Source organism: Crenalkalicoccus roseus, assembly GCF_004761865.1.
GTDB lineage: Bacteria > Pseudomonadota > Alphaproteobacteria > Acetobacterales > Acetobacteraceae > Crenalkalicoccus > Crenalkalicoccus roseus.
Genome location: NZ_SJDM01000005.1, coordinates 212,501 through 224,611, shown reverse-complemented (window position 1 = coordinate 224,611; position 12,111 = coordinate 212,501). Strand labels below are relative to the sequence as shown.

The window sequence follows — 12,111 nt, the reverse complement described above, 5'->3', positions numbered from 1 at the left end:
GTGGATCAGGTTTGTCCACGCGGCTTAGGGTCTGGATTCAGACCTTGTCTACAGCCTGATGGCGGCGAGAGCGACGGTGCTGAGGTAGTTGCGGGCGAGCTTGTTGAAGCGGGTGGCGAGGCGTCGGAAGTGCTTGAGGCGGTTGAAGCATCGCTCGATCAGGTTGCGCTGGCGGTAGAGCGGGGGCTGCACGCTGATCTGATTGCGTTTCTGCCGTGTGGTGGGCACGTGGTCGCGCCCGCCGGCAGGGTGGATCATGTCGGCGGCTTGGCCGGCGGAGAGGGCGAGGCGCACCGGTAGGCCGCGGGAATCGACGCGGGCGTGGATCTTGGCGCTCAGTCCGCCATGAGAACGACCGGTGGCGCGATCCGCCCCTCTCCTTGCCGCTGGCTGCGTGCTGGTGGGCGCGCACGATCGAACTGTCGATCAGCGCGAGCGAGCCGGGCGAGCGCGCGGCCAGCGCCTCGAAGATCGACAGCCACACACCCCGCTTGGCCCAACGGTTGAAGCGGTTGTGCGCCGTGGTGTGCGGCCCGTACCCGCTCGGACAGGTCGCGCCAGGGCATGCCGGTCCGCAGCACGAAGAAGATCGCGTTCAGCACGCGCCGGTCGTCCGTGCGCGGCCGCCCCATCCGCCGGCCGTCGGCGCCAGGCAGCAGAGGCTCGATGATACGCCATTCCACCTGGCTCAAATCGAACCGCGTCGCGTCCAGCACTTTGAGTAAGTTCAGGATTTAGCCGGCCTCGGTAGCAACTAGGTAACAGCGTGCGGCATGTTGTCGCAACGACTTTCAACGCCGCGCAGCATTTATTTAAATGAGGCGCTTTCAAAATGTTATGTTGTCGCCGGGATCGCCCGCAAACCCCTACAGCGGGCTAGGCTTGCCTCCGAAGGAAGGTCGTGCGTTCGAATCGCGCCGGGTCCGCAAATTTTTTCAAGTAGATAGCAAGCCCGCCGCCGAGTTCGGAAACAGCCTAGGTAGCAGGTAGGTAACGATACGGCGTGGATCGGGCGCCACGCCACCAGTCAGGCGCCCGCTTCGGCTGCCTTGCCCTCTGCCATCCGGACCGTCACCACGCGCTGCCCATCGACGGACCCCAGCACCCGGTGCGGCGTGCCCCCGCCTCCGGCCGGGACATGGGACATATTATGTATCGCTAATATTCCCTCTGCCGCTGGCGAAGTCCTGCGCCTCCGCGCCCCGCATACGCCACCAGCCGGGGAGGACCCGCGCCGGTCATGTCCGCCGCTCCACCACCGCGCCCGGCGCCAGGTGCACGGGCGGATGGCAGGTCCGGCAGCGCCAGCCGGAGGGGGCCGGGCCTTGCCCCACCATCGGCCACCGCCCTGCGGCGCATGGCGCCCGCAGCAGGAACACCAAGCGCCCGGTGGCGGTGGGTTCCCCGGGTCGAACCGGACGGGCGGGCGCATCCCCGCCGTCGCTCGGGAACAAAACCGGCCGGGGTCATACCGTCTCGGGGCGGTCGTGTGCTCGGCCGTGGCGCAAGAATCGGTGTCGTGCGGATGCTTGCCGTGCCCGCTTCGTTGCCTCGAGCCGAAGGCAAGACGGCCGGAGGAGAGCAGCGCCTTCCCGCAACAACATCGCTCTTCCGGCCGTGCGGCTATTCGCTATATGCTGCGTGCTGGGAAGAGTCCTGAATGCCCGGCTATAATCATTACCCTTGGTGCACTTGCGGCTGGTGCGTGAAGTACGTTGGCACCATGCGCACGTTCACGGCCGCACCAAGCGTGACACGCGCGTGGCACCGTGCCGAGGCGCGCTTCGACAGCTATGTGAGCCCGAATGCTCGCTGCCCCGTTTGCGGCGCATTGGTGTTCTTCTACCAGTCGCCCACCGGCGGCCGGGTCTTCTTTGACGAGCTAGGCCCACCTTGGCCGAAGCACCCCTGCACAGACAATGGTGTCCAGCTTCGCACTTCGTACAACAACGGTGTGACGTCTCGCCGCCCATCCTGGATCAGCGAAGGCTGGGTACCGCTTACAGAAGTTAGTCTTGGCACTAAACACGGAGAGTGGACGGAGTTTAAAGCTAAAAGAGCAGACAGTGGTCCACCGCTGACGGGTCTCGTACCGCATTTCGCCGCCCTACCTTCTGATGTCCCGATCCTGGCGCGCCGACCCGGCGCACACGGCCTTGGACGCTTGGCTTGGCTGGAGCACGACGGCAGACCTAGAGACGAGGCACTGATCGCCATGCCTCTCGCCGTCGTCCCACATCTTCAGCTTGAGTTGGCGAGCCAGAGCGATGCCGCCGCAACGGAAGAGGTCGCCACCCTCCTTTTTGCCAGCTTGCGAGACCTAGACGATGCTGGATGGCCTGCTCGGATCGCCGCCGCCGACCTCGCCCTTCTGCGGGAGTGGCTCAGGCGCGCTGCCGCGGCGGGCAGTTGCTCGGCGGCTCGGTGGCTGGAGGAAGTAGGGTCCTTCCCTCCACCAGCCGGTGAACTGATCGGCTCGCCGGCGCCGTCGCCCGACGATCCGCGGCTCGCGCTGGATACTCCAACCTACAAGGCCTACACGCGCGACTTCGACGAGGAAGTCGGTGCGGCTGACCTTATCCCGATCTCTGAAGAGGGTGGCCTGAAGGATCGGCTGGAGCGTGCGGCCTGGGCCTTGCTCGGCACAGAGAACAGCGCGTTCGGGGGCGATGCCGACCTGCATGGAACGCTTGTAACGCTGCTGCTCGATTGTTCTGGATCTCTCCGAGGCTACCCTTTGCAATGTGTCGCAGCGCTAGCTGCGGTCCTCGGCGATGCGATCGTCCGCGCCGGCGGCAGTCTCGATCTTCTGGGCTTCACGACTGCGGCCTGGAAGGGCGGGCAGAGCCGGGAGAAGTGGATCTCCGATGGCAAGCCCCGGAATCCGGGACGGCTGAACGATCTTCGCCATGTCATCTTCAAAGGCTGGGATGAGCCTTGGGAGGGAACCATAGATCGGCTTGGCCTCCTGCTTTGCGAAAGCTTCCTAAAGGAGAACATTGATGGTGAGGCTCTCGCCTGGGCGTATCGCCGCGCGCTCAGCGCGCCTGCCCTTCGGAGGCGGATGCTCGTCGTCACCGACGGGGCGCCGGTCGACGATAGTACTCTTTCGGCGAATCCGGGCGACTACCTTGAACGCCACCTTCGCGATGTCATAGCAGCAATTGAAGAGGCGGGCCATGTGCACCTAGCTGCGCTCGGGGTCAATCGCGAGCTAGGCGCCCTTTACCGAAGCTCCGCAGTTTGGCGGACGGAGGCAGGACGCGACGGCCTGTCGCTAGCTTGGCATCTCATCGTAAACAGTAAGTAAGAATGCCCCCGCTGGATCGAATCGCTGAACTGCCTCCGACTGCTTGTCAGATACCGGCGTGCAGACGTGCAACCAACAGGAAGATACCTCGAGAACCCTCGCTTCGAGAGTTCTCGCCCTGATGCAGGGTTATCTGATTCGCTGCTGCTGGTGACGGTGGGAGCGGAAGGCGGGCAGCCCGATGTTCTCCCGTCACAACATTGTCGTGGTGGCTGCGATCGGGCAGCCGGGGGCGTGAACCGGCTCCAGGCGGGGGGAAGGGACGCGCCAGGGTGCCCGAGGGTTGAAGCTCCCGGTACCGGCGCCCAGACTTGATGCTGTGTTCCGCCCATTCCGGCGGCACAGCGACAGGAATGGCCTCTCGGATGCCCCAACCACTCGACCGCCGCGGCTTCGGGCTCGCCCTCGCGGCGCTGGCCCTCGCCGCGCCGGCCCTGCCGCTGGCCGGCTGCGCCCCTCCCGCCTCGGCGCAGCGTGGCGCCGCCTCCATGCTGGTGCCGGACTTCGCCGATCTCGCCGAGCGGGTGCTGCCCGCCGTCGTCAACATCGCCGTCACCAGCGAGCAGGTGCCGCAACTGCCGCCCGAACTGCGCGGCACGCCCTTCGAGCGCTACTTCCGCGAACGGCTGCGCGAGCGGCGCCGGCAGACCATCGGCGCCGGCTCCGGCTTCATCATCGATCCGGCGGGCTACATCGTCACCAACAACCACGTGGTCGGCAACGCCACCCGCGTCGTGGTCTCGCTGCAGGACGGGTCGGAATACCCTGCCACCGTGGTCGGCACCGACGAGCTGACCGACCTCGCCCTGCTCCGGATCGAGCCCCGGGGGCGGCTCGCCAGCGTGCCCTGGGGCTCCTCCGCCAGCCTGCGCATCGGGCAATGGGTGCTGGCGGCGGGCAACCCCTTCGGCCTCGGCGGCACCGTCACTTCGGGCATCGTCTCGGCGCGCGGGCGGGAGATCGGCGCCGGGCCGTTCGACGACTTCATCCAGACTGATGCCGCCATCAATCCGGGCAATTCGGGCGGGCCGCTGTTCAACATCGCCGGCGAGGTGGTGGGCATCTCCACCGCCATCTACTCGCCCTCCGGCGCCTCGGCCGGCATCGGCTTCGCCACCCCCTCCGACCTGGCGCGGCCGGTGATCGAGCAGCTCCGCCGCGACGGCCGGGTGGAGCGCGGCTGGCTCGGCGTCTCGGTGCAGGACCTGCCGCCCGAGCCGGGGCGCAGCCCGGCGCGCTCCGGCGGGGTGCTGATCGCGGCGGTGGAGCGGGCGAGCCCCGCGGCGCGCGCCGGGCTGCGTCCGGGCGACGTGGTGACGGCGGTCAACGGCGAGCGGGTGGAGAGCTCCCGCGCCCTGGTGCGCAGCGTCGCCCTGGCCCCGCCGGGCCAGACCGTGCGCCTCACCGTGGTGCGCGAGGGGCGGGAGCGGGAGCTGCCGGTCCAGGTCGGGCGCCGGCCGCCCGGCGTGAGCTGAGCGCGGTGGCGGGCACCGCGACCGATCGCGGGGGGCGGGGCGCGGCCCGCCAGGCGTGCGCCGACGCGGAAATGCTCTAGAGTCCCCGGGCCGGAGACGAAAGCGGCCCGGCCGGCGCCGGCGCCGCGGCGAGGAAGACGAGATGCGGATCCTGCTGGTCGAGGATGATGCCGAGGTGGCCCGCTTCGTGCGGAAGGGGCTGCAGGAGGCGGGGCATACGGTGGAGCACGCGGCGAACGGGCGCGACGGCCTGTTCCTCGCCGCTTCCGAGCAGTTCGACGTGCTGGTGCTCGATCGCATGCTGCCCGGCGGCGTGGACGGGGTGCGGCTGGTGGAGACGCTGCGCAGCCAGGGCCACCGCGCCCCGGTGCTGTTCCTCTCCGCCCTCTCGGCGGTGGATGAGCGGGTGAAGGGGCTGAAGGCGGGCGGCGACGACTACCTGGTGAAGCCCTTCGCCTTCGCCGAGCTGCTGGCGCGGGTCGAGGCGCTGGGCCGCCGCCCGGCGGTGGACGCGCCGGCCACCCGGCTGAAGGTCGCCGACCTCGAGATAGACCTGCTCTCCCGCACCGTCTCGCGCGCCGGCCGGAGGATCGAGGTGCAGCCGCGCGAATTCCAGCTCCTCGAGCATCTCATGCGCCATGCCGGGCAGGTGGTGACGCGCACCATGCTGCTCGAGAAGGTGTGGGACTACCATTTCGATCCGCAGACCAACGTCATCGACGTCCATGTCTCCCGGCTGCGCCAGAAGGTGGACAAGGGCTTCGACCGGCCGCTGATCCATACCGTGCGCAACGCCGGCTACATGATCCGGGCGGAACCCTGAGCGGGGCCGCCGCATGTCCTTCCGCACCCTGAAGGCCGTGTCGGGCCGCCGGTCCCGGCCCGCCGGCGGGGTCGAGGAGACGGTGCGGCTCGGCCCACCGCGGCTGCTGCGTAGCGCCGGCTTCCGCTTCGCGGTGCTGTTCGCCGCCATGTTCACCTCCGCCGCCATGATCCTGATGGCGGTGTTCTGGTGGGCGACCTCGGGCGCGCTGGTGCGCCAGACCGACGCCGCCATCCGCGCCGACGCCATCGCGCTGACCGAGCGCTGGCGCGAGGCTCAGCGCCTCGGCCTGATCGAGGCGATCGAGGAGCGGCTGGCCGAGGACATGGCGGGGGAGGCCATCTACCTGCTGGTGGAGGCCGAGACCGGCCGGCGCCTCGCCGGCAACCTCGACGCCTGGCCCCCTGGCGTGCCGCAGGAGGGCGGGCCGTGGTTCCTGGCACGGGTCCCGCATGACGGCACGCCGACCGATGCCCGCTTCTACCTCGTGAACCTGCCGGATCTGCGGCTGCTGATCGGCCGCGACGAGACCGAGCGCGAGCGGCTGCAGGGCATGCTGACGGAGGGGCTGATCTGGGCCTCCGGCGCCGTGGTCGCCTTCGCCCTCCTTGGCGCCTGGCTGATGCGCCAGGCGCTGGAGCGGCGCATGCGCCCGGCCTTCGCCACCATCGCCGCCATCGCCGACGGCAACCTCGCCTCCCGCGTCGCCCTGTCCGGGCGGGGGGACGAGTTCGACCGCCTGGCGGCGACGATGAACGTCATGCTCGACCGCATCGGCACGCTGATGGCGGGGGTGCGCGGCGTCTCCGACGCCATCGCGCACGACCTGCGCACCCCGATCGCGCGCGCCCGCGCCAAGCTGGAGGAGGCGCTGGCGAGCGCGCCCGAGGGCACCGCCACCAAGGAGGAGACGCTGCGCGCCGCGGTGGAGCAGGGCATCGCCGACCTCGACAACATCAGCCGCATCTTCCAGGCCCTGCTGCGCATCGCCGAGGCGGAGGCGGGGGCGCGCCGCGCCGCCTTCGCCCGCTTCGACCTGCCGCAGGTGCTCGCCGACGCCGCCGAGCTCTACGAGGCCACCGCCGAGGCCCGGGAGCAGAGCCTGACCACCGACCTGCCCCGCCGGCTGGACCTGGTGGGGGACCGCGACCTGCTGCTGCAGGCGGTGGCGAACCTGCTCGACAACGCCATCAAATTCACCCCGCCCGGCGGCGCCGTCCTGCTCTCCGCCCGCGCGACCGAAGGGTGGGTCGAGATCGCCGTCTCCGACGACGGGCCGGGCCTCGCCCCGGAGGACCGCGTGCACGCGGGGGAACGCTTCTTCCGCGCCGATCGCTCGCGCGGCACGCCGGGTTCCGGCCTCGGCCTGTCGCTGGTGCAGGCGGTCGCCTCGCTGCACGGGGGGGAGCTGCGGCTCGAGGATGCGGCGCCGGGCCGCGAGCCGCCGGGGCTGCGTGCCACCCTGCGCCTGCCCCTGCCCTGAGCCGCCGCTGCTCCACCATCTGTCAGCGATGGTTCCGCCCGCGTGGCCGCCGCCCGGGCCGGCCCGCCGCGTTCGGTCCCGATACCGCGCGGCGCACCGCACCGGTGCCGCTGCCAGACGAGGAAAGGAGCGGATGATGGCCCGATCGGGGATTCCTGCCGCGCTCGCCGGCCTCGCGCTGCTGGCGACGACCGGCTGCGCCTATATCGACCAGCGCGACCCCGCCACCCGCGCGATCGGCGGCGCGGCGCTCGGCGCCGGAACGGGGGCGGCGATCGGCGGGCTCGCCACCGGCGACCCGGCGACCGGCGCCATCGTCGGCGGCGCCCTGGGGGCCGCCGGGGGCGCGCTGACGGCGCCGCGCCAGCCCCTCGCCACCCCTTACGCGCCTCCCTACGGCTACTACTACCGCTGAGCCGGGGCGCCCCGGCTTGAGGGGGCGCGCGAACCGCGCCATGCTCCGCCCCGAAGGGTGGAGGAAACGCGAGCATCGGCGGCGGACCTTGCCACGGCGGGGCCGCCCCACGTCCGGGCGCTGCGGCCGAAGGCGGTGCGGCGGCTCCTTCCATCCCGCGACATGCCGCCCGACGGGAGGACGGACGCTTGACCCGACTCTGCCAGCCCCCGCTGCCCCCCGGCCGCCGCCCCTCCTTTCCGGTGCCCCCAGGCGCTTGCGACTGCCACACCCATGTCTTCGGCCCCTACGCCCGCTTTCCGTTGGCCGAGGACCGCAGCTACACCATGCCGGAGACGCTGGTGGAGGACCACGCCGCGCATCTCGATGCGCTCGGCTTCGCGCGCGGCGTGGTGGTCACCGCCAGCGTACAGGGCACCGACAACTCCAACCTGCTCGACGCGCTGCGCCGCTTTCCCGACCGGCTGCGTGGCATCGCCGTGCTGGGGGCGGAGGCGACCGACCGCCAGATCGACGAGTTGCATGCCGCCGGCACCCGCGGGGTGCGGCTGAATCTCGCCGGCAGCATGCGCAACGGCGTCGGGCTGGAGGTGCTGCCGAAGCTCGCCCCGCGCCTGCGCGAGCGCGGCTGGCACCTGCAGGTGTGGATCCATGTGGACCGGCTGGCGGAGGCGCTGCCGCATCTCGAACCCCACGGCATGGCGCTGGTGGTGGACCACATGGGCAAGCCGCCGCCGGGCGAGGCGGCGCTGCGCCATCCCGGCTTCCGCCTGCTCTGCGACCTGCTGCGCGAGGAGCGCGCCTGGGTGAAGATCTCGGGCGCCGACCGCGTGGATGAGGGCGTGGCGCCCTGGCCGGGCGCCGATGCGCCGGCGCGGGCGCTGCTCGCCGCCAATCCGGCGCGCTGCGTCTGGGGCTCGGACTGGCCGCATGTCGCCTACTACCCGCCGCGGCCGGTGCCGGAGGACGCGGCGCTCGCCGACCGCCTGGCGGCCTGGCTGCCGGACGAGGCGCTGCGCCGGCGCGTGCTGGTGGACAACCCCGCCCAACTCTACGGCTTCTGACGCCGCACAGGGGGAGCCGAGCCGTGGTGCGGGTCCTGCTGTCGGATGTGGCGGCGGAGCGGCATGGGGCGCGCATCCGCGCCGCCGTGCCGCAGGCGAGGCTGGTGCCGGTGGCGCCGGAAGGCCCCCTGCCGGACACGGCGGGGATCGAGGTGGCGTTCCTCTCGCGCGACCTCTTCGTCGGCGGCACGCGGCAGCGGCTGAACGCGCGCTTCCTGCGCTTCGTGGAACTGCTGAAGGCGGCGCCGGATCTGCGCTGGGTGCAGCTTTTCTCCGCCGGCACCGACATGCCGCTCTACCAGGAGATGCTGGCGCGTGGCCTGACGCTGACCAACGCGGCTGGTGCCAGTGCGCCGGCGGTGGCGCTGACGGCGGTGACTGGTCTGCTGGCGCTGGCGCGGCAGCTGCCGCGGCTTGCCGAGGCGCAGCGCCGCCGCGCCTGGGAGCCGCTCTACGCTCCGCCGGAGCCGCGCGACATCGCGGGGCAGGCGGCGCTGGTGGTGGGCACCGGGCCGATCGGGCAGGAGATCGGCCGGCTCTGCCGCGCCCTCGGCCTCCGCGCGACGGGGGTGCGCCGCGATCCGGGCGCCGGCATTCCTCCCGGCTTCGATGCGGTTGCCGGCTTCGCCGCCCTGCCCGACCTGCTGCCGCGGAGCGAGTGGCTGATCCTCGCCTGCCCGCTGACGGAGGCGACGCGCGGCCTGGTGGATGCGCAGGCGCTGGCGCTGCTGCCGCGCGGGGCGCATCTCGTGAACGTCTCGCGCGGCGGGGTGGTGGTGGAAGAGGCGCTGCTGGAGGCGCTGCGCACGGGACAGCTCGCCGGCGCCTTCCTCGACGTCTTCGCCACCGAGCCGCTGCCGCCCGACAGCCCGTTCTGGGGGCTGCCGAACGTCATCGTCTCTCCGCACAGTGCCGCCGCCTCGGACGGGCTGCCGGAACGGGTGGCGGCGATCTTCGCCGACAACCTGGCGCGCTGGTGCCGCGGCGAGATGCTGCGCAACCTGGTGCCGCGGCGGGGGTGAGCCCTGTATTTCGTGTTTTGGTGTGAGGGGTGTGATGGATGCGGGGGCAGGATTTGAACCTGCGGCCTTCAGGTTATGAGCCTGACGAGCTACCGGGCTGCTCCACCCCGCGGTGGTGGTCTGGCCTGGTGGCCCGGCGGCGACCGACTCTCCCGCCGCTTGAGCGGCAGTACCATGGGCGCTGGGGTGTTTCACGGCCGAGTTCGGGATGGGATCGGGTGTGGCAACCCCGCGATGGCCACCGGGCCACCAGGCCAGACCTGGTGGTTTGATCGTGGAAGGCTGTGGGTGTGGTGTGGGGGTGCGGCTGTTGTTGCCGTGGCGCGCGGGGCGCGGCTTGGTGCTGCGTGCGGTGCAGGCTGGTTTGGCCTGCTGCGGTGCTGGGGCTGGGGAGTTCGATCGGGCGATTAGGACCGCTCGGCTGCATGGGTTGCCCCACTTCCACCTGCGGCCTATCGACGTGCTGGTCTGGCACGGCCCTTGGGGAGACCTGGTTTTGAGGGGGGTTTCCCGCTTAGATGCTTTCAGCGGTTATCCTGTCCGCACTTGGCTACCCGGCGGTGCCGCTGGCGCGACAACCGGTGCACCAGAGGTGCGTCCATCCCGGTCCTCTCGTACTAGGGACGGATCCTCGCAAGTCTCCAACACCCACGGCAGATAGGGACCGAACTGTCTCACGACGTTCTAAACCCAGCTCACGTACCGCTTTAATCGGCGAACAGCCGAACCCTTGGGACCTGCTCCAGCCCCGGGATGCGATGAGCCGACATCGAGGTGCCAAACCTCCCCGTCGATGTGGACTCTTGGGGGAGATCAGCCTGTTATCCCTAGAGTACCTTTTATCCGTTGAGCGATGGCCCTTCCACGCGGGACCACCGGATCACTAAGGCCGACTTTCGTCTCTGCTCGCGCTGTCGCGCTCGCAGTCAGGCGGGCTTGTGCCTTTGCACTCGACAGCCGATGTCCGACCGGCCTGAGCCCACCATCGCGCGCCTCCGTTACCGTTTGGGAGGCGACCGCCCCAGTCAAACTGCCCGCCACGCAGGGTCCCGGCCCCGGCTGACGGGGCGCGGTTAGACGCCAGAAAGGCGCAGGGTGGTATTTCAAGGGTGGCTCCACCGGAGCTGGCGCCCCGGCTTCGCAGCCTCCCACCTATCCTACACAGCCCCTTCCTGGCGCCACTGCGAAGCTGCAGTAAAGGTTCATAGGGTCTTTCCGTCTGACCGCGGGTACCCCGCATCTTCACGGGGAGTTCAATTTCGCTGAGCCGATGCTGGAGACAGTGGGGAGGTCGTTACGCCATTCGTGCAGGTCGGAACTTACCCGACAAGGAATTTCGCTACCTTAGGACCGTTATAGTTACGGCCGCCGTTTACCGGGGCTTCGGTTCGGAGCTTGCACCCCTCCCCTTGACCTTCCGGCACCGGGCAGGCGTCAGACCCTATACGTCGTCTCTCGACTTCGCAGAGCCCTGTGTTTTTACTAAACAGTCGCCACCCCCTGCTCTGTGCCACCCCGCCCCGGTTGCCCGGCACGGGGTCTCGCTTATCCCGAAGTTACGCGAGCAATTTGCCTAGTTCCTTCAGCATCGTTCTCTCAAGCGCCTCGGTATGCTCTACCAGTCCACCTGTGTCGGTTTCGGGTACGGTCCATATGCCAGGGCTGTTTCCCGGACCGATCCACCAGCCAGCCCAATCCGATAAGGGCTGACACGGCTTGCTCGGTCGTCACCTCTGGCGGGCCGGGGAATGTTCGCCCCGTTCCCATCGGCTACGGCTCTCGCCCTCGCCTTAGGGGCCGGCTCACCCTGCGCGGATTGACCTTGCGCAGGAACCCTTGGACTTCCGGCGGGAGAGGTTCTCACTCTCCTTGTCGCTACTCATGTCCGCATTCGCACTTCCCATACCTCCACCGGCCCTCGCGGGTCCGGCTTCGCAGGCCTAGGGAACGCTCCGCTACCGCTTGCCCTTGGCAAGCCCACAGCTTCGGCACGTGGCTTGAGCCCCGGTACATTTTCGCCGCAGGACAGCTTGTCTAGACCAGTGAGCTATTACGCTTTCTTTAAAGGATGGCTGCTTCTAAGCCAACCTCCTGGTTGTTTTGGCCGTCCCACATGCTTTCCCACTTAGCCACGATTTGGGGGCCTTAGCTGGTGGTCTGGGCTGTTTCCCTCTCGACGATGGACCTTAGCACCCACCGTCTGTCTGCCGCCCTGCGCTCCCCGGCATTCGGAGTTCGGTAGGGTTTGGTAGGGCTTTGGGCCCCCCTAGCCCTTCCGGTGCTCTACCTCCGGGGGCGATCGGACGACGATCTACCTCAATAGATTTCGCGGAGAACCAGCTATTTCCGGGTTTGATTGGCCTTTCACCCCTAGCCACAGCTCATCCCCGACTTTTTCAACAGGCGTGGGTTCGGCCCTCCAGTGGGTGTTACCCCACCTTCAGCCTGGCCATGGCTAGATCACCCGGTTTCGGGTCTTCTGCCGGCGACTGGTCGCGCTGTTCACACTCGCTTTCGCT

7 protein-coding genes, 1 tRNA gene, 2 rRNA genes and 1 pseudogene (1 of these 11 running past the window's edge) are annotated in these 12,111 nt (G+C 69.5%); 7 read left to right on the top strand and 4 right to left on the bottom strand.

The features are described from left to right. Nucleotides 1-48 precede the first annotated feature (48 nt). Nucleotides 49-713: pseudogene (locus ET526_RS07180) on the bottom strand (IS5 family transposase). A gap of 1,010 nt (nt 714-1,723) precedes the next feature. Here ET526_RS07180 and ET526_RS07170 point away from each other — a divergent pair. The 7 genes from ET526_RS07170 to ET526_RS07140 all read left to right on the top strand — a co-directional run bounded on the left by ET526_RS07170 (nt 1,724) and on the right by ET526_RS07140 (nt 9,592). Further along, a complete protein-coding gene (locus tag ET526_RS07170) occupies nt 1,724-3,310 on the top strand; it encodes a cobaltochelatase CobT-related protein (RefSeq protein WP_158295518.1) in 1,587 nt (528 codons plus the stop codon). A gap of 365 nt (nt 3,311-3,675) precedes the next feature. After that, nucleotides 3,676-4,785: a S1C family serine protease gene (locus ET526_RS07165; protein WP_135466990.1), complete on the top strand. Its 1,110-nt coding sequence runs from the start codon at nt 3,676-3,678 to the stop codon at nt 4,783-4,785. 142 nt (nt 4,786-4,927) lie between these two features. Then, on the top strand, nt 4,928-5,608 hold the full coding sequence (locus ET526_RS07160) for a winged helix-turn-helix domain-containing protein (protein ID WP_135466989.1): 681 nt from the start codon (nt 4,928-4,930) through the stop codon (nt 5,606-5,608). 13 nt (nt 5,609-5,621) lie between these two features. Next, nucleotides 5,622-7,091 (top strand): sensor histidine kinase, encoded by a 1,470-nt coding sequence (locus ET526_RS07155; RefSeq protein ID WP_135466988.1) that lies wholly within the window; start codon nt 5,622-5,624, stop codon nt 7,089-7,091. Between the two features lie 136 nt (nt 7,092-7,227). After that, nucleotides 7,228-7,506: a hypothetical protein gene (locus ET526_RS07150; RefSeq protein WP_240048292.1), complete on the top strand. Its 279-nt coding sequence runs from the start codon at nt 7,228-7,230 to the stop codon at nt 7,504-7,506. 188 nt (nt 7,507-7,694) lie between these two features. Next, on the top strand, nt 7,695-8,570 hold the full coding sequence (locus ET526_RS07145) for an amidohydrolase family protein (RefSeq protein WP_135466987.1): 876 nt from the start codon (nt 7,695-7,697) through the stop codon (nt 8,568-8,570). A gap of 23 nt (nt 8,571-8,593) precedes the next feature. Further along, the gene (locus ET526_RS07140) at nt 8,594-9,592 is read left to right on the top strand and encodes a D-2-hydroxyacid dehydrogenase (protein ID WP_135466986.1); all 999 of its coding nucleotides are present in this window, start codon (nt 8,594-8,596) and stop codon (nt 9,590-9,592) included. 35 nt (nt 9,593-9,627) lie between these two features. Here ET526_RS07140 and ET526_RS07135 read toward each other — a convergent pair. From ET526_RS07135 to ET526_RS07125, 3 genes are all read right to left on the bottom strand, one after another. After that, nucleotides 9,628-9,704: transfer RNA gene (locus tag ET526_RS07135), tRNA-Met, on the bottom strand. A 19-nt stretch (nt 9,705-9,723) separates the two neighbouring features. Beyond that, nucleotides 9,724-9,838: ribosomal RNA gene (rrf, locus tag ET526_RS07130) — 5S ribosomal RNA — on the bottom strand. 140 nt (nt 9,839-9,978) lie between these two features. Then, nucleotides 9,979-12,111, bottom strand: a 23S ribosomal RNA gene (locus ET526_RS07125); it runs 620 nt beyond the window's last position.